Annotated in this window: 16 protein-coding genes and 1 pseudogene; 8 read left to right on the top strand and 9 right to left on the bottom strand. The window is 71.6% G+C overall.

Annotated elements, in window-relative coordinates; genetic code table 11:
* Window positions 1-69: 69 nt before the first annotated feature.
* Window positions 70-984 (bottom strand): outer membrane beta-barrel protein, encoded by a 915-nt coding sequence (locus WMF11_RS00130; protein ID WP_437976015.1) that lies wholly within the window; start codon window positions 982-984, stop codon window positions 70-72.
* A 236-nt stretch (window positions 985-1220) separates the two neighbouring features.
* On the opposite strand from WMF11_RS00130, the gene WMF11_RS00125 reads away from it, so the two are divergent.
* The 3 genes from WMF11_RS00125 (at window position 1221) to WMF11_RS00115 (ending at window position 5358) form a co-directional block, all read left to right on the top strand.
* Window positions 1221-2420 carry a class I SAM-dependent rRNA methyltransferase gene (locus WMF11_RS00125; RefSeq protein ID WP_437976014.1) on the top strand — a complete coding sequence of 400 codons (1200 nt, stop codon included), beginning with the start codon at window positions 1221-1223 and terminating at the stop codon, window positions 2418-2420.
* 10 nt (window positions 2421-2430) lie between these two features.
* Window positions 2431-3285 carry an HAD family hydrolase gene (locus tag WMF11_RS00120; RefSeq protein ID WP_437906384.1) on the top strand — a complete coding sequence of 285 codons (855 nt, stop codon included), beginning with the start codon at window positions 2431-2433 and terminating at the stop codon, window positions 3283-3285.
* 183 nt (window positions 3286-3468) lie between these two features.
* On the top strand, window positions 3469-5358 hold the full coding sequence (locus WMF11_RS00115) for a serine/threonine-protein kinase (protein WP_437548427.1): 1890 nt from the start codon (window positions 3469-3471) through the stop codon (window positions 5356-5358).
* A 134-nt stretch (window positions 5359-5492) separates the two neighbouring features.
* Here WMF11_RS00115 and WMF11_RS00110 read toward each other — a convergent pair whose 3' ends face one another.
* Window positions 5493-5816: a CxxC-x17-CxxC domain-containing protein gene (locus tag WMF11_RS00110; RefSeq protein WP_437555672.1), complete on the bottom strand. Its 324-nt coding sequence runs from the start codon at window positions 5814-5816 to the stop codon at window positions 5493-5495.
* A gap of 144 nt (window positions 5817-5960) precedes the next feature.
* Window positions 5961-6101: pseudogene (locus tag WMF11_RS00105) on the bottom strand (zinc-ribbon domain containing protein); the annotation flags it as partial.
* Window positions 6102-6469: 368 nt separating this feature from the next.
* Here WMF11_RS00105 and WMF11_RS00100 point away from each other — a divergent pair.
* Genes WMF11_RS00100 through WMF11_RS00090 form a run of 3 tightly spaced genes read left to right on the top strand, consistent with a single transcriptional unit; the run spans window position 6470 to window position 11667 of the window.
* The gene (locus WMF11_RS00100) at window positions 6470-7891 is read left to right on the top strand and encodes a hypothetical protein (protein ID WP_437906383.1); all 1422 of its coding nucleotides are present in this window, start codon (window positions 6470-6472) and stop codon (window positions 7889-7891) included.
* A 27-nt stretch (window positions 7892-7918) separates the two neighbouring features.
* Window positions 7919-9715: an ABC transporter ATP-binding protein gene (locus WMF11_RS00095; RefSeq protein ID WP_437976013.1), complete on the top strand. Its 1797-nt coding sequence runs from the start codon at window positions 7919-7921 to the stop codon at window positions 9713-9715.
* Window positions 9716-9744: 29 nt separating this feature from the next.
* Window positions 9745-11667, top strand: coding sequence for an ABC transporter ATP-binding protein (locus tag WMF11_RS00090; RefSeq protein ID WP_437976012.1), 1923 nt, complete (start codon window positions 9745-9747; stop codon window positions 11665-11667).
* An 11-nt stretch (window positions 11668-11678) separates the two neighbouring features.
* On the opposite strand, the gene WMF11_RS00085 is transcribed toward WMF11_RS00090, so the two are convergent.
* The 3 genes from WMF11_RS00085 to WMF11_RS00075 all read right to left on the bottom strand — a co-directional run bounded on the left by WMF11_RS00085 (window position 11679) and on the right by WMF11_RS00075 (window position 13838).
* Entirely contained in the window at window positions 11679-12254 is a 576-nt protein-coding gene (locus tag WMF11_RS00085; RefSeq protein WP_437976011.1) for a hypothetical protein, read from the bottom strand.
* A 3-nt stretch (window positions 12255-12257) separates the two neighbouring features.
* Complete coding sequence (hemB, locus tag WMF11_RS00080) at window positions 12258-13241, bottom strand: porphobilinogen synthase (RefSeq protein ID WP_437906380.1); 984 nt, start codon at window positions 13239-13241, stop codon at window positions 12258-12260.
* Window positions 13242-13460: 219 nt separating this feature from the next.
* Entirely contained in the window at window positions 13461-13838 is a 378-nt protein-coding gene (locus WMF11_RS00075; protein ID WP_437548418.1) for a DUF4339 domain-containing protein, read from the bottom strand.
* Between the two features lie 202 nt (window positions 13839-14040).
* Between WMF11_RS00075 and cobA the strand changes: the two genes are divergently transcribed.
* The gene (gene cobA, locus WMF11_RS00070; RefSeq protein ID WP_437976010.1) at window positions 14041-15645 is read left to right on the top strand and encodes a uroporphyrinogen-III C-methyltransferase; all 1605 of its coding nucleotides are present in this window, start codon (window positions 14041-14043) and stop codon (window positions 15643-15645) included.
* Between the two features lie 330 nt (window positions 15646-15975).
* Here cobA and WMF11_RS00065 read toward each other — a convergent pair whose 3' ends face one another.
* Together WMF11_RS00065 and WMF11_RS00060 are read right to left on the bottom strand one after the other, a co-directional pair.
* On the bottom strand, window positions 15976-18798 hold the full coding sequence (locus WMF11_RS00065; protein WP_437976009.1) for an ArnT family glycosyltransferase: 2823 nt from the start codon (window positions 18796-18798) through the stop codon (window positions 15976-15978).
* Window positions 18799-18895: 97 nt separating this feature from the next.
* On the bottom strand, window positions 18896-19762 hold the full coding sequence (locus WMF11_RS00060) for a response regulator transcription factor (RefSeq protein WP_437906377.1): 867 nt from the start codon (window positions 19760-19762) through the stop codon (window positions 18896-18898).
* 299 nt (window positions 19763-20061) lie between these two features.
* Between WMF11_RS00060 and WMF11_RS00055 the strand changes: the two genes are divergently transcribed.
* Entirely contained in the window at window positions 20062-21021 is a 960-nt protein-coding gene (locus WMF11_RS00055) for an RluA family pseudouridine synthase (protein WP_437906376.1), read from the top strand.
* Here the strand turns inward: WMF11_RS00055 and hrcA are convergent.
* Entirely contained in the window at window positions 21014-22057 is a 1044-nt protein-coding gene (hrcA, locus tag WMF11_RS00050; protein WP_437548409.1) for a heat-inducible transcriptional repressor HrcA, read from the bottom strand. The two genes, WMF11_RS00055 and hrcA, sit on opposite strands and share 8 nt — an antisense overlap.
* Window positions 22058-22196: the final 139 nt, after the last annotated feature.

The raw sequence follows: 22196 nt of genomic DNA, 5'->3' as shown, positions 1-22196 counted from the left end.
GCCTGGTCGAGAGCAGAACGGACGCGAACACCGCGCGGTCAGGGTGGACGGGAGGCTATGAGGAGCCGCTCACCAGTAAATACTGAGCCCGCCGCGGAAGAGCCCCCCGCCCGACGTGTTGGTCGTCCGGCCGGTGTCGGGATCCGTGAACTCGGGAACGAGCCCATCGTCCGTGCGGCTGCGCACGAAGCCGAGCGCGTCGACGTTCAGGGCGATGCGGGGCGAAAGCCGGAACTCGAGGCCGATGCCGCCGTGCGCGCCGAAATAGTCGTACTCCGTGTCCGGAGCGAACTCGGCGCCGCCGGCCGCGGCCTCGCTCGAGGAGCGATCGACCTCGGCGTGCGCGATGTTCAGGCCGCCCATGAAGTAAAACTGGGTGCGGCTGCGCGGGTTGACGAACAGCATCCCGCTCAGCGAGAGCGGCACCTCGGTCCGCTGGTCGCCGTTGTAGTCCGTGCCCGCGAGGAAGTCGGCGCCCGCATCGATCGCGAACGCCGGGACAGGCCGGTAGCGCAGGCTGATCCCGACGCCTCCCATGCCAGCGTCTTCCGCTCCGCCGTGCTCGCGCCCCAACATGACGCCCTCCATGCGGAGGTTGATCCCCCAGTGGCGCCGCCAGCGCCGCTTCACCGGCGGGGGCGGCGCCGGCGGCGCCACGCGGCGCACGATCACGCGCGGCGGAGGGGCCGCCCCAGGCGCCACGACGATCACCTGAGGAGGCGGGCCCGACGGCGAGGTCTCGTAGACGACGACCGGCGGGGCCCGGCGGGCGGCCCCCCTGGCCGGCGGCGGGGGCGGCGGCGCCTCGTCAGGCGCGGCCTCGGCAGGAGCGGCGGGCGGCGGTTCCGCGACGGGATCGCGAGGCGGCTCCACTTCCTCGCAGAACCACGCGCCGGGAGGACAGTTGCTGTCCTCCTGCGCGAACGCGCTCATCGGCGCGGTCATCGCCACAGCAACAAGGGCATGGGTCAAGCAACGGCGCATCGGGCGACTCCTCTTCGGTGCAGGGAAGTTAGCAACCGGGATGCCATCGACCATCTTGCGGGATCGTCGTCACCATGGCCACGCAGCACGCCGGCGTGCATCGGCCGCCACGGCACGCTGTGGCGGAAGGTTCACACGCGCGCCGTTCCGCAGGGTACTAGCTCCCACGGCAAAGGTCACGGCGCGGTCGCCCCTGTCGGGAGCCCTGCCAACATCGAGACCAATCGGATTCCACCATGCCTACGGTTACGTTGAAGCAGGGTCATGTTCGGCCGGTGTGGTCGGGGCATCCCTGGGTGTTCGCTCAGGCGATCGCGCGCATCGAGGGCGGCGCGGTGGCCGGGGACGAGGTCGTCGTCACCGACCCCTACGGCAGCGTGCTCGGGCGCGGGCTCTACACACCGCGCTCGGCCATCCCGGTGCGCATGTACACGCGCGAGGACAGGCCGATCGACGCGGCCCTGTTCCGGCACCGGATCGAGCGCGCCATCGCGCACCGCCGCGAGCTCGGCCTGCCCGCCCGGGCGCCTGGCCATGAGACCGACGCCTTCCGGCTGATCCACGCGGAGGGGGACGGCCTGCCCGGGCTCATCGTCGATCTGTTCGGCGACGTGGTCGTCGTGCAGCTCGGGACGATCGGGATCAAGCGCCGCGAAGGGGTGATCTTCGACGCCCTCCAGGCGGCGCTCTCGCCCCGCGCGATCGTGGACAGGACCCCGGAATCCCTCGCGAAGCTCGAGGGGTTCACCGCTGACGCGGGCGTGGTGCGCGGCGACCCCGCGCTCGATCAGCTCCGGTTCGTCGAGCGGGGGCTGCGGTACACGATCCCGCTCGCGCTCGGCCACAAGACCGGCTTCTACCTGGACCAGCGGACGCTGCGGACCCGCGTCGAGCAGCTGGCCCACAACCGGCGCGTGCTCGATGCCTTCTGCTTCGTCGGCACGTTCGCCATGGCGGCGGCCCGCGGCGGGGCGAGCGAGGTCCTCGCGATCGACGAGAGCGCGACGGCGATCGAGGTCGGGGCGGAGTGCGCGCGGGAGAACGGGCTCCTCGACCGGATCAAGTTCACGCGCGACGACGCCCGCAAGGCGCTGCAGAACGCGTCGAGGCACGCGGGCTACGATCTCGTCATCTGCGACCCTCCGAAGCTCGCAGGCACGCGCGCCACCAAGGACACCGCGCTCACGGCGTACCGGCGCCTCGCGGCCGGGGCGTGCCGGGCCACGCGCCCGGGCGGCGTCCTCGTGCTCTGCTCCTGCTCCAGCGCCGTGAGCCTCGACGATCTGACCCGGGTGCTCGCGCTCGGCGCGCGCGACGCGCGCATGCAGGCCGCGGTGTTCGACCGGCACTTCCAGGGAGGGGATCACCCCGTCCCCGCCGCCTTCCCCGAGGGGCTCTACCTGAAGAGCCTCATCGCGCGCATCGACGCGCTCTGACGATCGCCCGATGAAGCCGCTCTCCCTCCTCCCTCGCCACGCCGCGCGCGCCCTCGCCGGGGTGATCTTCGATCTCGACGACACCGTGCTGGATCACGGCGCCCTCACCGAGGCGGCGTACGCAGCGCTCTTCCGTCTACGCGAGACGGGGCTCGCGCTGATCGCCTGCACCGGCAGGCCCGCCGGCTGGGGCCAGGTGCTCCAGCGGCAGTGGCCGATCGACGCGACGATCGTCGAAAACGGAGCCCTCGCGCTGGTCCGCGAGGAGGAAAGCGACATCGCCGGCCATCGAGGAGGGCACGCCCCGCGCGCCGGCGCCAGCCGCGTCGTCACGCTCGACGACCTGGACCGCGAAGCGCGGCAAGCCCGTCGGGCCGAGCTCATCGGGCTCGCCAATGACATGGTGCGTCGTTTTCCGGCGGCGGCGCTCGCGGACGACAACGACCAGAGGGTGACCGACGTCACCATCGACATCGGGGAGCACCGGCATGTCCCGCCGGAAGACGTGCAGAAGATGCGCGCCGAGCTGCGCGAGCGGGGGGTGAGGACGCTGCTCTCGAGCGTCCACCTCCACCTGACGCACGACCCGTCCGACAAGGCCACGGGGATTGTGCGCCTGCTCTCCGCTCGGTTCGGTGAGGATCCCACCCGGGCGCGGCAACGCTACGCGTTCGTCGGCGACAGCGGCAACGACGGCGTCGCCTTCGCCGCATTTGTGCTGACCTTCGGGGTGGCCAACGTCCGCGCCCACCTCGGCAAGCTGTCCGTACCGCCGCAGTTCGTGGCGTCCCTTCCCATGGGCCGCGGGTTCGCGGAGATCGCCCAGCAGATCGCCGAACTGCGGAAGAATGCACCCGAACCGTGATCTTGCCGCGCGCAAGTCACTTCGCGCTGCGATCCGCCCCACACCTGACGCAGGTAACCTAGCCGCGGCAGGCACCGAAGGAATAGGATCGGTCTTTCGGGAGGGCCGTGCCTCCCAACCCTTTACAGGGGCGCGTGTTCTCGGGGACCATGACGTTGGTCCCTCGCCCGCCAGCGGCAGCAGATGGCGTTTCGACCCCCGACCCCCGGCCTCCTCGTCGACAACAAGTACCGCCTCGCGGAGCGCATCGGCGGGGGCGGCATGGGCGACGTGTTCCGGGCGGAGCACGTGCTCGCAGGTCGCGCCGTTGCGATCAAATTCCTCCACCCAGAGCTGGCGGACAACTCGGAGCTCTCGCACCGGTTCTTCCAGGAAGCGCAGGCGGTCAACCGGATCCGCCACCCGAACATCGTCGACGTGATCGACGCCGGCGTCGGCGAGCTCGGTCCGTACATCGTGATGGAGCACCTCGACGGCGAGTCGCTCGGCATGGCGCTCGCGCGCTTCGGCCGCCTCGACATGGAGGCCGCCGTCGGCGTCGCGATCCCGGTGCTCGAGGCGCTCGACGCCGCGCACCGCGCGGGGATCATCCACCGCGATCTCAAGCCCGAGAACATCTTCATCGCCTTCGATCCGAGCCGCGGCTCGGCCGTCGTCCGCCTGCTCGACTTCGGCATCGCCAAGGTGCTCGACTCCGATGGCCCCTCGCCGCGGACGCGCACGGGCGTCGTGTTCGGGACGCCCGACTATCTGTCGCCCGAGCAGGCCACGGGGGAGTCGCCGCTCGACGGTCGGAGCGATCTCTTCTCGGTGGGCGTGCTCCTCTACGAGGTGCTCACCGGCACGCGGCCGTTCCGCGCGCCGACCGCCGTGGCGACCGCGTTCCGCGTCGTGCACGCCGAGGTGCCCACGCTCGCCTCGGCGGGCGTGACCGTCGACCCGCGGCTCGAGGCGATCGTGCAGCGGCTCTTGCAAAAGGATCCCGCGAAGCGGTTCCAGACGGCCGGCGACGTCGTCCGCGAGCTCGAGCGCGTCGCGCCTGATCCGCCCCGGCGGACGACGGCGCTCGGCAGGCTGATCAACGTGCAGCGGCGGATGGCGCTGAGCCTGGGGAACGCGCCGGAGAACGAGCGCGATCGCCTCTCGTCCTCGCGCGATCGATCGCGCCCGGGGTTCGACGTGAACCCTCCGCCGCCGATGCGCATCTCGCCGTCGATCGTGCCGGGGGGGCGCGTCACCGAGGCGCCGCCCGGGATGCGGCCGTCGTCCTCGGAGCCAGCGAAGCCCGCGCCCGGCATGACGCTCTCGAACGCGCTGCGGAGCCGCGGCTCGGAGCCCACGATGCTCTCGCAGCGCGGCGAGTCGCTGCCCACGGTGCGCAGCGCCGACCTCGGGCACCGGGCCGAGCCGACCGTCCGCAGCGCGGACTTCGGCTCCTTGATGAACCGGACACGCGACACGCGGCGGCCCAACGTCACCCCGGTCCGGCCGCTGCCGGCGCGCTTCGCCGGGCAGTACCAGGTGCGCGGCCCCGTCCTGCGGAGCGTCGATCGCACCATCGTGGATGAGTACGGGAGGAGCGCGCGCGACGAGGTCGTCTCGCAGATGCCGCTCCGCTACGCCGACGACTTCAAGCACGACTCGATCAACGCGCTCGTCGGGTACGAGCTCGAGGCGCTCGACGCCTACATGGAGCTCGCGACATCGCTGGTCCTGCGCGATCTCGAGCGCTGGCGCGACATCGGCAGGCTCGGCGTGGGCGGCGAGCTGCACAGCCTCGTGCGCACGCTGTTCGCCCGCCCGCTGACCGACATCGCGTCGCTCATGCGCCGCGGGACATCGATCTGGTCGCGGCTCTTCACGTTCGGCTCGTGGCGCGTGGCGACGGGCCCGACCGGGCGGGTCACGCTCCACATCGGCGACTTCGACCCTGCTTCGCTGCCGCTCCGGCTGTGGGTCGTGGGGATGGTCGAGGAGACAGCGCGCCGCGCGTCCGGCGGCGGCGTGAAGGTCACGATCACGCTCGGCGAGCTCGGCTTCACCTCCGAGCTCGCCTGCGAGATCAGCCTCTAGCTCCGCCCGCCCGAAGCCCGGTCAGAGACAGCCGGGCTTCGGCGCCGCTTCGCGGCCGCGCCGGCCGCACGAGGAGCGACCGGCGCTCGGGGGTGTGGCGCAGCGCGATGGCTGCGCGTCGCAGGAGGCGTCTCTCAGGAAGGCTTGCGCGCGCGGTAGCACGCCTGACAGAACACGTCGCGGCCCTCGACCGGCTTGAACGGGACCTCGCCCTCGGAGCCGCACGACTTGCAGGTGATCGAGAACGTCGGACGAGTGCGCGGCGCGCGAGGCTGCTGCGCCGGACCGCGGCTCGGCGCGGCAGCGCGGCGCTCACCGGTGAACGAGGGGGCGCGGTAGTTGCCGTCATCCCGGAAGGGCGCGCCGCCGCGCGGGCGGTTCGGGTAGTGACTCTGCACCGCCCATGCGGGCGTCAGCCCCGAGTACGCGTCCTGCATCGGGCTGCGGTACTCGTTCACGTCGCCCGTGTAGCGGGGCTTCCGAGGCTGGCTGTCGCCGCGCGCCAGGCTGCGATGCCCCCCGGCACCCCGAGGCGAACCAGGGCGCTGGCGCTCCGCAGCGCGAGCCGGCGATCCGCTCTCGCTCTCCCCTCGATTGTCCTTGCGCGCACGGCGGCAGGTCCGGCACCGCTTGGGCGGGGCAGCGAGCTTCCGTTCGGCGTAGACGGCAGCTTCCGCGGCCGAGAATAGGAACGACGTGCCGCAGCTCGCGCAGACAATGTGCTCGTCTCGATGCTGTTCCATGATTCCTCTTTCGTCAGGCCGACGGGCCTCGCAGGCTCACGGGCTCGGGTGACTCGGATGACTCGGGTGACTGGAGCGCCCGGGAGCTGCCCCGCTGCGCTGGAGAAGCGCGATTTACGCGGGGTTCTACGTGATATCGGTGGGATCGCCCTCTTGATGGGGCACGGGAGTGCCTACGGTGACATGCTTGTCAGGGCGGTCAAGCGTGCCGCCTCCACGCAACGCCAGGATCGATCGCGCGGCGCGGAGCTTTGATTTCGAAGCTCCTCACGATACCATCCGCGCGACTTTCACGAGGAGCACAGCTCCTCCCGTGACGGACCACGAGCAGCATCCGCCCACGCCGCGCATCGCAACCAGTCGAAGCAATGAGCCATCCCTCCCTGCACCTCACCGCTCGTGACTTCGACGCGTACGCCGCCGAAAAAGCGACCTCGAAGGCCTACTCACGCCCCCGCCTCGAGGTGAAGCAGCGCGCGCTCGCCTGGGCGCGCGGCGTCGTCTCCCGGCTGGCCGAGCTCGGCATCTCGGTCGATGTCCATGGCTCGGACGAGCACCCGTCGATCCGCAACAAGCACCGGGCCGACTGCCAGTGGGTCTTCTTCTGGCGCGACCAGGCGGCGCGCGACGAGCTCGATCGCCTCCTCGACCGCGGCCGCTCGATCTCCGACGCGATCGACGATCCGAGCCCCTTCACGCGGCACGCCTTCCTCGCGCTGCGCATCTCGGAGAGCGAGGTGCAGGTGTGCTTCGCGGTCCACCCGGACGCGAAGGTGGACGTCGACAACCTCCGGGCTCGCCTCTCGGCGACGGAGGAGGCGACGGGCGCTCCAGCCTCGCCGCTCTCCGCCGAGCTCACGAGCGCGCTCCACGCGCTCCCGGAGCAGTTCTCGTTCGGCGCCGCCGGCGGCGATCGCGTCGCCTGCAGCGCGGCCACCTCGGACGCGATCGCCGAGATGCTCCGCCGCGCCGCCGACGGTCAGGTGCCGCTCTGGATCGGCTGGGCGATCCCGCGCGAGACGGCGGTCGAGCACGCCGACATCCTCGATGAGCAGCTCGAGGACGCGCTCGTCGCGCTCGCCCCGATCTACCGGCTCGTCGCGTGGTCGCGCGAGAACGACCGCATCGCGCTCGACCGCAAGCTCGAGGGCATCGAGCAGGAGCGGGCGCGCGCCCACGCCGAGCTCGAGGCCGAGAACGAGCGATGGCGCTCCGAGCAGGCCCGGGCGCGAGAGCGCTCGATGGAGCAGGCTCGAGCGCGCGGCGATGAGCGCGTCGAGGCCGCCCTGCCCGCCCGCCGACCGACCCTGGCGACGCTGTTCAGGGCGCCGAGCAACGCCGGCGCCGGCGCTGGCCGCGGCGGAGAGCCGCGGCCCTCGCTGAAGCGGGTCGGAGAGGGCAACGCCCCGGCCCGGCGAGCGCCGCACGGCGAAGCAGAGCAGCAAGCGAAGTCCGAGGCTCCGCAGAAGCCCTCGACCGATCACGCGCCGCGAGCGCAGCGTGGTCCGTCCGGCGAGCCAGAAGCTGCCGCGAAGGTCGCGCCGGATCCCGCCAAGGGCGGCGTGCTGGAGAAGGGCAGCCGCGTCCGCGTGCGACGAGGCCCCTTCGGCGACAAGATCGGCGTGGTGAGCGAGCTCGATGGGCGCGGAGGCGCGCGCGTCCTGCTCGGCTTGCTCTCGACGAGGCTCGAGCTCGACGATCTCGAGCTCGTGGTCGACGGAAGAGATCGGCCCGCGCTCTCGACGTCGCACCGCAAGCCGCTCGCGCCGACGCCGCGCAAGGCGCGCTGAGCGTCGCCGCGCGGCCCCCCCCACGCAATGGTCAAGCGCGATCCCTCAACTTACCCCGTCGGTCTCGGCGCGCAGTTCCGCCACAAGCTTCCGCTCTACCTGACGGGCGCGGCGCTGCTCGCTGCGCAGCAGTTCCTCATGGCCAGGCGAGATTTCCTGGTCAAGGACGCCGTCGACGCCGCCGTGAAGGCGCAGTCGAGCGAGGCCGCGCATGCGGCGCTCCTCATGCTCGCGGTCAGCGTGGGCGCCGCGATCATGCGCGTGTTCTCGCGGGTCACCATCTTCACGGCGGGCCGCAACGTCGAGTACGAGCTCCGGGCGATCCTGCTCGCGCGCCTGCACAAGCTCGGGCCGGCGTTCTTCCGCAAGATGCCGACCGGCGACATCATGAGCCGGGCGACGAACGATCTGACGCAGGTCCGCCTCCTCCTCGGCTTCGGCCTGCTGAACGTCGTGGGCTCGATCTTCGCGTTCACGAGCGCGCTGTACGTGATGCTCCACATCTCGAAGAGGCTCACGCTCGCGGCGCTCCTGACGATGCCCGCGCTGATGCTCGTCACCCGGTCGTTCTCGACCAAGCTCTTCGTCCGCACCCGCGACAACCAGGAGGCGATCGGCGCCATGAGCGACCGCGTCCTCGCGAGCCTCGCCGGGGTCAGGGTCGTCCGATCGTTCGCGCTCGAGGCGTCCGAGATGGCCGCGTTCACGAGCACGAACCAGGGCTACCTCGAGAAGAGCCTCGCGCTCGCCAAGCTGCGCGGCTCCATGGCGCCGCTCATGGGGGCCATCAGCTCCGTCGGCGTGCTCATCGTCTTCTGGTACGGCGGGCGGCTCGTGCTGGAGCAGCAGATGACGCGGGGAGACTTCGTCTCCTTCTGGCTGGCGCTGTTGCGGCTCACCTGGCCGATGCTCGCCCTCGGCTTCGTCGCCGCCATCGTCCAGCGCGGTCGCGCCGGCTACGACCGGCTCAAGGCGATCTTCGAGGCCATCCCCGAGGTCGTGAGCGGCCCGATGCCCTCCCCCGAGGTCGTCCGCGGCGCCATCTCCGTCAAGGACCTGACGTTCTCCCACGGCGCGAGGAAGGTGGTCGACGGCGTGAGCTTCGACGTCGAAGCGGGCGGCTCGCTCGCCATCGTCGGGCGCACCGGCTCGGGCAAGAGCACCATCGCCACGCTGCTCGCCAGGCTCATGCCCACGCCCCGCGGCTCTGTGCTCCTGGACGGCGTCGACATCTGCGACCTGCCGCTCGACACCGTGCGCGCGAGCATCGGCTACGCGCAGCAGGATGCGTTCCTCTTCTCGACGACCGTGGCCCGCAACATCGGCTACTCCCTCGACGATCCGGATTCGCCCGCCGCCTTCGAGACGATCCGCGCGGCCGCCGCCGAGGCCGAGGTGCTGAACGAGGTGCTCTCGCTCCCTGACGGCTTCGATACCGTGGTCGGGGAGCGCGGCGTGCAGCTGTCCGGCGGGCAGCGCCAGCGCGTCGCGCTCGCGCGCGCGCTCGTGCGCGAGCCGAACGTCCTCGTCCTCGACGATCCGCTCTCCGCGGTCGACGCGAAGACCGAGCAGGCCATCCTCGCGGCGATCGAGCGGCAGGCCGCGCGACGGACCGTCATCCTGATCACCCACAGGGTCGCGGCCGCGCGGCGGTGTGACGCGATCGTCGTGCTGGAGCAGGGTCGGGTCGTCGAGCGCGGCACGCACGACGAGCTCGCCCGCGCGGGCGGGATCTACGCGTCGTTCGCCGAGGAGCAGCAGCTCGAAGAGGATCTGGCGACCTTCGAGGCGTCGCCGTCCTCCCAACCGGTGGGGCTCTCGTGACACAGCCGGCTCACGGAGACAGCGCGACGATGCGGTCGAAATCGGGCGGCGCCCCGGCCGCGGGTGAGGCGGGCGCGGGTCCGCGGCGGCCGGCGCAGGCGGCGGCGGCCACGGGTCGCGGGGCGACGAAGGCGAGCCGCACGGAGGACGTGCTGAGCCGGTTCCACGAGGAGTCACGGCTCGGCGAGGCGTACGACGCGCGCATGCTGCTGAGGCTGTGGCCGTTCGTGCGCCCGCAGGGCACGCACCTCGCGCTGTCGCTGGCGCTGCTCGTCGTCACGGCGCTGCTGGCGCTGCTGCGCCCGCTCATCATGCGCGACGCGCTCGACGCCTTCGACACGCCCGGCGGGCTCGATCACCTCACGCGCAGCGGCTTGTTGCTCACGGGCGTCATGGTCCTGGAGCAGTCGCTCGCCTTCCCGCAGCTCTACCTGATGCAGCTCGCCGGCGCGCGCGCGATGGCCGACCTGCGCGTGCGCGTCTTCGGCTTCTTGCACACCCGCCGCCTCGGGTTCTTCGATCGCACGCCCGTCGGCCGGCTCGTCACGCGCGTGACGAACGACGTGGACGCGATCGGCGAGATGTTCGCGTCCGGCGCGCTCAACGCGTTCGGCGATCTCCTCCGGCTCGCCGTCATCGTCGCGGTGATGGTGTCGCTCGACTGGCGCATGTCGTTGCTCGCCTTCGCGGCGGTCCCCCCTGTCGCCCTCGGCGTCAACTGGACGCGGCGGCGGATGCGCGACGCGTTCCGCGAGGTGCGGGCGAAGACGGCCCGGATGAACGCGTACCTCAACGAGCAGGTGTCCGGGATGGCCGTCGTGCAGGCCTACGCCCGGGAGGAGCGCTCGGCCGAGGAGTTCGACGAGATCAACGCGGCGTACCGCAACGCGAACAACCGCTCGATCGTGCTCGACGCGACGCTCGACGCCGCCATCGAGATGGTCTCGAGCGTCTGCATCGCCGCGGTGCTCTGGTACGCCGGCGTGAACAGCCTGAAGGACGAGATCTCGTTCGGGACCTTGTTCGCCTTCGTCGCCTACATCGACATGTTCTTCGTCCCGATCCGCGATCTCTCGGCTCGGTACACGCTGCTGCAGTCCGCGATGGCCGGCGCGGAGCGCGTCTTCGAGCTGCTCGACAACAAGGACGAGGACGCGACGGCGGCGGCGACGAGCGGCGGCGGCGCGGCGAGGGCGGCGGACGAGGGCGTCGCGTTCGAGCTCGACAACGTCGGCTTCGGCTACAAGCCGGGCGCGCCCGTGCTGCGGCACGTGTCGATCGCGGCGAGGCGCGGCGAGAAGGTCGCGCTCGTTGGCGCGACCGGCGCCGGCAAGAGCACCGTGGCGTCGCTGCTGCTCCGCCTCTACGACGTCGATGAGGGCGTCGTGCGGGTCTTCGGCCGCGACGTCAGCGCGTACCCTCGCGACGAGCTGCGCCGCCAGTTCGCCGTCGTCCCTCAGGACGTGTTCCTGTTCCCGGGCACGGTGCTCACCAACATCGCGGCCGGCGACGCGATCCCCGATCGGGCCAAGGTGGTGAACGCGCTGAACCGCATCGGCGCCCTCGACCTCTTCGAGCGGCGCGAGGGCGGGCTCGACGCCCCCGTGCTCGAGCGCGGCAGCAACTTCAGCGCTGGCGAGCGCCAGCTGATCGCCTTTGCCCGGGCCCTCTACCGCGACCCGCCGCTCCTCATCCTGGACGAGGCCACGGCCAACGTCGACAGCGACACCGAGGCGCGCCTCCAGCGCGCCCTCGAGGGAGCCATGGAGGGGCGCACCGCGCTGATCATCGCGCACCGCCTCTCGACGATCCGCGCCGTCGATCGCATCGTCGTCTTCCACAAGGGCTGCGTCGTCGAGCAGGGCACGCACGAGGACCTGCTCGCCGCGGGCGGCGTCTACAGCAAGCTCTACCGGCTACAGTTCGCCCGGCAGGCAGCGGCGCACGCCTAGGAGCGCGGGCCCTAGGGCGCCGCGCTCCCACCGCCGGGATCGGCGCCGTCGCCGAAGCACCTGCCGACGACGGTGCCCCCGGCGGCTCCCATCCCATCGCCGTCGCCGTCGGCCCCGCCTCCTGCGGCGCCGGTCGCGCCGTCATCGGCGCCGATCGCGCCCCCGGCGACCACCCGCAGCCAGTACTCGGAGCAGCTGCCGTTGACGACGATCAGGTGCTGGTCGTCCACGCAGGGCACCTCGGCCTGGTTGCCGGCCGCCTGCGCCAGCGTCCCGCCGCTCTTCGTGCCGTCGCGCTCGAACGACAGGTACACCTGCCACCACCGCGGGCGCGCGCCGAGGTGATGCTTGAGCGCGTACCGCATGCCGCCCGGGAAGTAGAGGAGCTCCCCGTCCGGCGCCGAGGTCTCGTAGATACCCCCCTCCGGCGTGGCCTCGACGAACTCGATCGGCGGGTTCGCTTCCTCGGACCGGTCGCACCTGTTCGGCGAGCACCCCGCCGCGAACGCCGCCGACGCGCCCACCGCCCAAGCGGCGGCCCACCTCAAGCGCTGCGCGGCGCTCCCGCCTGCGCCCTGGCTCCGCATCGCTCAGCCGAGCCAGCGCGCGGCGTCGAGCGCGTGGTAGGTGAGGATGAAGTCCGCCCCGGCGCGTCGGATCGACGTCAGCAGCTCGAGCACGGCGCGCTTCTCGTCGATCATTCCGCGCTCCGCGGCCGCCTTGATCATCGCGTACTCGCCGCTGACGTTGTACGCGCCGAGCGGGAGCGTCGTCACCTCGCGCACGCGCGCGATGACGTCGAGGTACGCGAGCGCGGGCTTGACCATGAGCATGTCGGCCCCCTCTTCCTCGTCGAGCGCCGCCTCGCGCAGGCCTTCGCGGGCGTTCCCGGGGTCCATCTGGTAACCCGCCCGGTCGCCGAACTTGGGCGCGCAGTCGGCCGCCTCGCGGAACGGCCCGTAAAAGCCGGACGCGTACTTCACGGCGTAGGAGAGGATCGCCGTCCCCGTCAGCGACTCGGCGTCGAGGGCGCGCCGGATCGCGGCGACCCGGCCGTCCATCATGTCGCTCGGCGCGACCACGTCGGCCCCCGCCTTGGCGTGGACCACGGCCGCCCGCGCGAGCACCTCCAGCGTCGCGTCGTTGTCGACGTCCACCGCCCCGGACGCGTCCTGCCGGAGCAGGCCGCAGTGGCCGTGATCGGTGTACTCGTCCACGCACACGTCGGTGATCACGAGCAGCTCCGGCACGGCCTCCTTCATCGCCTTCACGGCGCGCGGCACGGGCCCGTCCGGGTCGTAAGCGCTCGTGCCCGACGCATCCTTGATGCGCGGGAGCCCGAACAGGATCGTCCCGCCGATGCCGAGCTCCTTGCAGAGCCGCGCCTGCGCTGCCGCGGCGCTCACGGGCAGCTGCGAGACCCCCGGCATCGTCCCGACCGGCCGAGGCGCGTCGAGCGCCTCGTTGAAGAAGAGGGGGAGGATGAAATCTCCCGGATGGAGGGTTGTCTCGCGCACCAGGGCGCGGAGGGCGGGCGAGCGACGGAGCCGGCGCGGTCTCTTCGTGGGGAACACGGCGGCGGAGCATAGCAGCCCTGCGCCCGCGTGAGCCGCTCCGGTCCAGAGGAGCGCGCGATCCGTGGATCGCCTGGGCGCTGCGAATCGGCTAGTGTTCGCAGTGTTCGCCCGAAACCGCCAACATGAGAACGGCCCTCCTCCTCCCGTTTTGCGGCCGCGCTCGCCCCGCCGCGCGCGGAGCCCGCGCCGGGCGCGGCCCGCGCGCGCAGCCATCGCTCAGCGGTGGGCCGCTCCAGAGCGCGCGGCCGAGCGCGCCGCCGGGCCGGGGCGCGGCGTCATCGGCTGGGGCGCCTGCTGGGACGACAGCGGAAGCGTGTCGTCGTCGTCATCCGCTGCCGAGCCCTCTTCCGGCTGCTCCGCAGGCGTCGCCGTGGCGGCGACCGTGACCGTTGCAATGTCGGACAGCGGGCACCACACGGTCCATGCCTCATTGCGGACGAAGCTATCGAGGGGGACCACTCCGCTCTCGATGCCCCGCGCGAGCTGGTCGAGCTTGACCGGCCCGACCGAGCGCTCCCCGTTGGTGACGTACCATCGGTCCGGAAAGCCGCGCTCCGAGCTCAGCAGCTCCTCGACCAGTTTCACAGATCTCATCGAATGGACTCCAGAAACCGCCGGACGTTGAATCGACCGGAGCGATTCTAATCGCATAACGCACCGGGTCAACATCACTGCAGAATCGCTATGACAATCAACGTCTGTCATGCATGAACGAGAGAATGACGGGAGTTTGACTGTGTTTCCGAGGCGTAACGATCCTTCCGAGGAGGGCCCCGGCGCGGCGGCTGCGGGGGCAATGAACGACGGAGCGCCGGGCGCGGCGAGGCCAGGCGTCGTGTACCTGGTCGGCGCCGGCCCGGGGGATCCGGGGCTCCTCACGCTGCGCGGCGCAGAGCTCCTCACCACGGCAGACGTCGTGCTACACGACGAGCTCGTCCACCCCGCGCTGCTCGACCGCGTGCGGGAAGGCGCCGACGTGCGCTCGGTCGGCAAGCGCGGCGGCGATCGGGTGGTGAAGGACGCGAAGCAGGCGGAGATCGACGCGGAGCTCGTCGCGCTCGGCCTCGCGGGCCGCAGCGTCGTTCGCTTGAAGGGCGGCGATCCGTTCCTCTTCGGGCGTGGCTCGGAGGAGGCGGAGGCGCTCGCGCGGGCCGGGGTGCCGTTCGAGGTCGTACCGGGCGTCTGCTCTCCGCTCGGCGCGACGGCCTACGCCGGCATCTCGCTGACGCACCGGCACATCGCCTCCAGCGTGATGATCGTCAGCGGCGTCACCCGGGCTGGCAGATCCTTCGACTGGAGCGAGCTCGCCTCCGTCCGCGGGACCATCTGCGTCCTGATGGGCATGCAGGCCCTCGACGCGGTGGTCGCGGGGCTGATGGGGCCGGGGCGCCGCGATCCCGCGACGCCGGCGGCGGCGATCCAGTGGGGGACGCGGGCCGATCAGCGCGTCGTCTCCAGCCGCCTCGACGACCTGCCTCGCCGCGTGAAGGAGGCAGGGATCGAGAGCCCAGCGGTCATCGTCGTCGGCGCCGTCACCGGCCTGCGCGACACGCTCCGCTGGTTCGATCGGAAGCCGCTCTTCGGCAAGCGCGTGCTCGTGACCCGGCCGCGCCACCAGGCGCGCTCGACGTCGAGGCTCGTGCGCCTCCGCGGCGGCGAGGCGGTGGAGCTCCCGACCATCGAGATCCACCCGCCCCCCGACCCCGCGCGCGTCACCGACGCTGTCCGCGGCCTCTCCGGCTACCACGCCGTCGTCTTCACGAGCGAGAACGGGGTGGCCTGCTTCTTCAAGGAGATGGAGCGGCTCGGCCTGGACGCGCGCGCCTTCGGCCCCGCGCGCCTCGCCGCGATCGGCGTCGGGACCGCCGCCGCGCTGGCCGCGCGCGGCGTCCGCGCCGACATCGTCCCGCGGGAATTCCGCGGCGAAGAGCTCGCTGAGGCCATCCTGGCCGACCCGGCGCTGGCCGGACGCCGGGCAGCGTCCCCTCGAATCCGCGTGCTCCTCGCCCGCGCGCTGGTCGCCCGCGAGGTGCTCCCCGAGCGCCTCCGCGCCGCCGGTTGCGAGGTCGATGTCGTGCCTGTCTACGAGACCCGCCCTGCGTCGGCCGGCCGCCGCGAAGAGCTGCTCGGGGCGCTCTCGGCGGGCGCGATCGACGTCGTGCTGCTCACCTCGAGCAGCACCGTCGACAGCCTCTGCGATCTCCTCGGCGAGGGCGCCGCAGCGCGCCTCGAGCGCGTGCTCCTCGCGAGCATCGGGCCGATCACGACCGCGACCGCCGAGAAGCGGGGGCTCCGGATCGGCGTGACCGCGGAGGTCAGCACTACAGCAGGTCTCCTGGACGCGCTGGATCGACATTTCACTGCAATGCAAGCGACCCCTGGGGGCGCCGGGAGCGAATGAGCTGGTCGCACGATGTGCGGCCGGCGCAGCTGCGGAAATAAAGAGAGCGTCGCAGCGGACCTGGGGGGGAAAGGTCTCCGCCGCGACGCTCGATTCCAGGGGAAAGCAGGGCGCGTGCCTGCGACTTCTTCAAGTGGATTCAGGTACTTAGGACGTCCTGGCAGAAGTCCCCTTGCGCTGCTGCGCCGCCACGGCGACAGAGATGCAAGGACACTCCTGATTCAGCATGACCGTCGAACATCGACAGCGGCTTTCCCAAAGCCGGAGCAGGCGTACAGCGTCACAGCCGGACAGCGCTTGTGAGATGAGCGCCCTCCGGCGCCGCTCCGCTCACTCGAACGTCGCTCGCACCACGAGGAACTTGTTGTTGAGCTCGAGGGAAGTGAGCTTCTCAAAGATGCGAGGGCTGCCGAGCTCGTTCGACAAGGAGCCCGTGCGTCCGTGCTCGGTGACGAAGTAGAAGGTCTTCACGCCCTTCTTCTTCTGCTCATTGATGTAATCCTGGAACTTCTTTCCGCTCGACACGAAGGCCGCCAGCCGGTTGCCGGCATAGAAGTTCTCGCCCTTCCAGTTCAGCTGGTAAGCGACGAGCGGCCCTGGGATCTGCTGATTCGCGCGCACGTAGGCGAGCAACGTCTCGCGTTGCCCCCAGTGAGGCGACGTCCGCACGAAGTACACGTCGATGCCCCACGCCGTGAACACGACGGCGAGCGAGAGGAGCGCGTAGACGACGTGGCGGCGCCAGCGCGCGACCATCAGCAGCAAGCACAGGGCAGCCGCGGCGGCGGTGAAGGCCCACAGGGCCGCGGAGAAGTCGAGCGACTGCGGCCAGGGGCGCTTGTAATTGTACGTGAACAGGTGCAGCAGCCTGGCCTGGCTCGGCTGTCCCTCGCGCACCATCGCGAGATCGCGCCCGACGAGGAACACGAGGAGCGCAGCGCCGAGCGCGACGGCGCCGAGCATCGCGCGCTCGTAGCTGACCACCGCGGCGGAGCGCGCCGACTGCACCGGCGAGCAGGCGCCGATCGAGCGGCGCGCGAGCCCTCCCGCGCGGCCGTCGAGGCGCAGCATGTCGTCGAGCAGGATCCCCGTGAGCATCGCCGCCGGCGGGACGGCCGGCAGGATGTAGTGATGGAACTTCGTCAGCATCAGCGAGAACAGCGCGAAGCCGAAGAGGAACCACATCGCCAGGAACACCGAGGCGTCGCCCTGACGGACGTCGGCCGAGCCGCGCTCCCCCGGCGCCGCCCCCTCGCGCCGCCTGAGCCACCACACGAGCGACGCGGGCACGAGCCCGGTCCACGGGAACATCGCGTAGCCGAGCTGCCACACGTAATAGCGGAAGCTCACGTCGTCGCCCTCGTTCGTGTCGTGGACGTGGGTGAAGGCGCGCTTGAACATGTCGTGGAACAGGAGCCTGTCGGTGAACGGCTGGCCGTGCCGCGCGTACATCGCGACGAACCAGGGCAACGCGACGCACGCGAGCACGAGCAGCCCGACGGGGATCTCCATCTTGAGCACGTCGCGGTACCGGCGGGAGACGACGACGTAGCCGAGCGCGCAGAGCACCGGGAGCCCGAAGCCGGCCGGCCCCTTGGCCATCGTGGACAGGGCAGCGAAGAACCACGCCGCGAGGAAGAGGAGCCGCTGGACGCGCCGCTCGCCCCAGCTGGCGTACAGGACGATCGCGAGCGTCTGCATCCAGACGAGCGCCTGGAGCGCAGGCTGAAGGCCGGGGAGCACGGGCAACACCGACCGGCAGGCCTCGTTGCCGGGCAGACCGCAGTTGCCCGGTGAGCCCGAGCTGAAGACGTCGCCGCGGAAGTGGAGGCCGAAGGGCGAAAGGCCGATCTCGACGTGACGCGAGAGCAGGTAGAGGATCTGCGGCAGCGCGCAGGCGAGGATCGCCCCCAGCACGAGGTGATAGGCGGAGAGGCCCACCTTGAGCGGGCCGAGATCCACCTCGTAGACGCGCGCCTCCTCCGCGTCGTCGGTGTGGATGCCGAGCAGGAGGAGCGCCATCGCCGCGGCCATCGTCGCGACGAACGGCATGTCGGTCATGGTCTGGTGGGAGACCAGGAACCACTGCGGCATCGTGGCGAGGACGAGCCCCGCGAGCAGCCCCGCGCGGCGGCTGAAGATCCGCGAGACGGCCTTGTTGAGGAGATAAACGGCGATGAGCGTCAGCGCGAAGACGGGGAGCCTGACGGCCCACTCGGGCCACGGGGTGCGCCCCTCGGCGGCCGCCGAGAGCATCTCGCCCGAGCGGTAGCGGACGCCGAACGCGGCCATCGCGAGCGCCTGCATCCAGAAGTCGAGCACCGGCTTCGACCAGAACCAGCCGTCCTGCGCCCACCAGAGCGAGATCCAGTCGTTCCTGGCCAGGATCTCGCGCGCGACCTCGCCGTAGTGCGTCTCCCAGGGATCGGTGAGCGAGTGGCTCCCGAGCATGGGCAGGTAGAGCAGCGTCACGACGGCGACGAGCCAGAAGCCGTGCCGCCGGCCGAGGGGGCGCGGAGCTCCCGCCTCGTCGACGCGGCAGGGGCCGAGGCGCTCGCCGAACCGGAACGCGCCGATGACCGCCGTGAGAAACGCGGCGGGGACGGCGATGGCGGGCACCGCCAGCGAGAGCAGCGTCGGCGCGCCGTCCGACGAGGGGGGGCTCGGCGAGAAGAAGCCCGCGACGCTCAGCGTGATCAGGACGAAGAGCGCGACGAGCCCACCACCGAGCAACGCGAGCGGGCCGAGGAGGTCGTGGATCCCGACGCGCGTGGCGACGCGCTCGGGGGGATCGTCGAACGTGCCGAGCAGATCGAGCAGACCGGCCGCCGCGATGGCGACGCCGAGCGCGCCGATCGGGACACCCCAGCGCAGCTGAGGCGCGAGCGCCATCACGACGAACGTGAGGAGGGCGCCCGCGGCGGACACGGCAGCGCCACGCCAGCGGAGCGGGTTGCCCTGCGGCACGAGGCGAGCCTCCTCGGCGTCGGCCGCGACACCGGCCATCCCGACCCTGCCGTGGCTCTCTGCCGACCCGTCGCCAGCGGAAGGCGCGCAGGGCTCAGGAGCGCTCGGGCTCTCCAGATCGCCCGCGGCCGTCCCGTCGCGGGTGTCCGCGGGCGCACCGCTGCGTTTGTCGTGTGTGTCGTTCATGGGCTGCGCCAACCGCGGAACGAGGCGCGGCCCTGGCGTAGCAACTCCAGGTCGCCGGACAAAGCAGCCACGGCCAGGCAGCGGCCGCGGTGGACGCCTACTTCGTCAGGCGCGCGATCTCTTCCTTGATGATCGTCTCGGCGAGCACCGGCACGACCTCCCACACGACGCGCTCCACGACGTCGCGGGACAGCGCCATCACGGCCTCCACCTGCTCGGAGGTGAGGCCGAGGCCCTCGAGCTTGCTCGCCATCTGGCCGTTGACCTGCGCGGAGGCGGTCGCAGCGACGGCGGCAGGCCCCGTCGCGGTCTTCGGCACGCCGGACACCGGCGTCGGCGAGAAGGCCATCGTCGTCGTGACCGGCACGTTCGCCGAGCCGCCCGGCGCCGTCTTGACGGAGGCCTGGGCCGGCACAGCGCTCGTGGCCGGCGCGTTGGGCGTGTAGATGAGGGTCTTCGCGCGCTGGAGCGGGCTCGCTGCCGCCTGCTGCGCGGCGGCCGCGGGCTGCGCGGCGGCTGCGGCGGGCTGCGCCGCAGGAGAGCGCGCGGGCGCAGGCGCCGCGGCAGCAGGGGCCGCCGCGGCGGCGGGCTTCGCTTCGCCGCGCGACGCCAGCAGCTTCTTGACCTTGTCGATCATCTGCTGGGTGTCGAACGGCTTGTCCATGTGATCGTCCGCTTGCGCGCCCGATCCCTTCGCGGGGTCGAACGGGTTCTGCTTGGACGACAGGATCAGGACGGGCGTCGCCGGTGAGGCCTGCTTGATCGCCTTGCACAGCTCGTAGCCGTTCTTCGGCTCGAGCGTGACGTCGGCGATCACCAGGTCGGGTTTATCGCTCTTGAGCTTCTGCAGCGCAGCGTCGGCGCTGCTCGCCGTCACGACGCGGAAATCCTGACCCGCAAAGGTGATTTCGAGCACTTTGCGCATGGTCACGCTGTCGTCTACGGCGAGAAGGGTGCTGGCCACGAACGGGTCTCCTCTCAGATGGCGAGAAAGCGGCGACGGCTCTGGATATCTTCGGCCCCCGTCGCGCGATGTGTCAACATTCGCGGTGTATTTCGCCCCCGCGGGCCCCGCGGAGGCGCGTTTTTCCGCGCCGGTAGAGCCCGGTCCCACGCTGGTGGGCGGAGCCGAGGCGCCCCGCTGAGCTCTACATGCGTCCGCTCCGACCCGCCACTCCGCCGAGCCACGAAGACAAAACCGCCAAAACGACCGGGGTCCACCCGGCCGCCCAGGTAAGACCTCCGCAGGATGGCCGCTGGACGGTGCCCGCCGAGCTGGATCGGCGTCCGCTGGACGGGGCCGTCCGTGCGCTGGCCGAGGTCTCGTGGTCCGACGCGCGCCGGTTGATCGAGACCGGCAAGGTGCTTGTCGGGAGCGCGGTGGCGACGAGCGCCCGTCGGCGGGTGCTCGGCGGGGAGCTGATCGAGGTCCGCCTGCACGCGCCGAGGCCCGAGACCGTGCGGCGGCGCAAGCTCGAGGGCGAGCTCGTGGTCTACGCGGACGCGAGCGTCGTCGTGGTGAACAAGCCCGCCGGGGTGAGCACCATCCCGTTCGGCGACGAGGATCCCGCGGAGCAGGCCGCGACCCTCGACGCGCTGGTGCGCGAGGTGCTGGCCAGGCGCGACCGCCTGCGCGGGCGCGCGCCGCTCGGCGTGGTGCAGCGCCTCGACAAGGGGACGAGCGGGCTGCTGGTCTTCGCGCGGACGCTCGCCGCGAAGAAGCACCTCGCGCAGCAGCTCCGCGTCCGCGCGATGCACCGGCAGTACCTGGCGCTCGCGCACGGCGCCGTCCCGCGCGGCACCTACCGCAGCTACCTCGTCGAGGATCGGGGCGACGGGCTGCGCGGCTCGGCGCGCGACGGGCGGCGCGAGGGGCAACTCGCGGTGACGCACGTGGAGCCGATCGAGGTGCTCCGAGGGCCGCAGGAGGGAGCCGGCGCCGGGGGCGTGACGCTCGTCGCGTGCCGGCTCGAGACGGGACGCACGCACCAGATCCGCATCCACCTCGCGGAGGCCGGGCACCCGCTCGTCGGCGAGACGGTCTACGTGCGGGACTACCGCGGGACGAAGATCCCGGCCGCGCGGTTGATGCTCCACGCGGCCGAGCTCGGCTTCAACCACCCGGCCGACGATCGGCCGATGCGCTTCCAGGCGCCGCCGCCCCCGGACTTCGACGACGTGCTCGAGCGGCTCCGCGCGCCGCAGCGGAGGGGCGCTACTTGACCTTGCCGCGGACCTCGGTCATCGCCGCGGCCGTGGCGTCGACCAGCGGCATGACCTTCGCGTAGTCCATCCGCGTCGGGCCGAGCACGCCCACGGTCCCGGCGACGCGGCCGTTCTCCATGTACGGCGCAGCGACGAGGCTGAGCTGGCCTCCGCCAAGGTCGCCCGCCTCGCTGCCGACGAACACGGTGACCTCACCCGCGCCGGCGGCGAGCGTCCGGTCGAGCAGATCGACGAGCTCCTCGCGCTCCTCGAGCGCCTTCATCAGCTTCTTGAGCCGGTCGACGTCGGCGTACTCAGGCAGATCGATCAGGCGGTTCTGCCCCTCGATGACGACCTCGCTCCGCCGGGTCACGTCGGCCGTCGCCTTGCTGCCGAGCTCGAAGGCGCGGCGCCTCAGCGCGTCGATCTGGAGGCGCTCGTCCGCGAGGCGGCGGGCGAACAGGTCCCGGATCTCGCCCAGGGTGCGCCCCTCGATGACGTCGGTGAGCAGGTTGTGGATCCGGGTGAGCTCGCCCTCGTTGATCGCCTCGTCGGCCGAGATGAAGCGGTTCGCGACCGAGCCGTCGGCGAAGACGAGCACCGCGAGCAGCTGCCCGGGCTTGGTCGGGATGAAGCGCAGCTGGGCGAGGGCGCGGAGCTCCGCCCGCGGCGCCGCGACGACCGCCGCGGCGCCGGACAGCTCCGAGAGGTAGCGCCCGGTCTCGCGGAGCGGATCGTTCGCCCCCGCGTAGATCTCGGTGAACCTCGCGCTCAGCTCGGCCTGCTGCTCGGGGGACAGCGACCGGAGCTCGACGAGCGCGTCGATGAACAGCCGGAGCGCGCGATCGGTCGGGATCCGCCCGGCAGAGGTGTGCGGCTGGTGGAGGTACCCCGCCTCCTCGAGGTCGGCGAGCACGTTGCGGATCGAGGCAGCCGAGAGATCCAGCCCGTACTTCCGGGCGAGCGTCCTGCTGCCAACTGGGTCGCCCGTTGCGATGAACTCGGTGACCGCGGCGAAAAGGATCTTTCGAGCTCGGTTGGAAAGATCACCCATGTCAGTTGCATGCAGCGCACAAGCGCGCCGCGGTGGCTACCTGGACCAGGGACCGCCCGGACCGGGAAGCCATGCGGGCCGGACCTTCGCTCCCGTACGTCAAGCTGCGCGTGCGGGCGCTTGACCCACGGACGCGCAT

The sequence above is a fragment of the Sorangium sp. So ce295 genome (assembly GCF_051527405.1).
GTDB classification, from domain to species: Bacteria; Myxococcota_A; Polyangia; order Polyangiales; family Polyangiaceae; genus Sorangium; species Sorangium cellulosum_B.
Note: the sequence above shows the minus strand (reverse complement) of the source record. Positions and strands in the feature narration are given on the sequence as shown.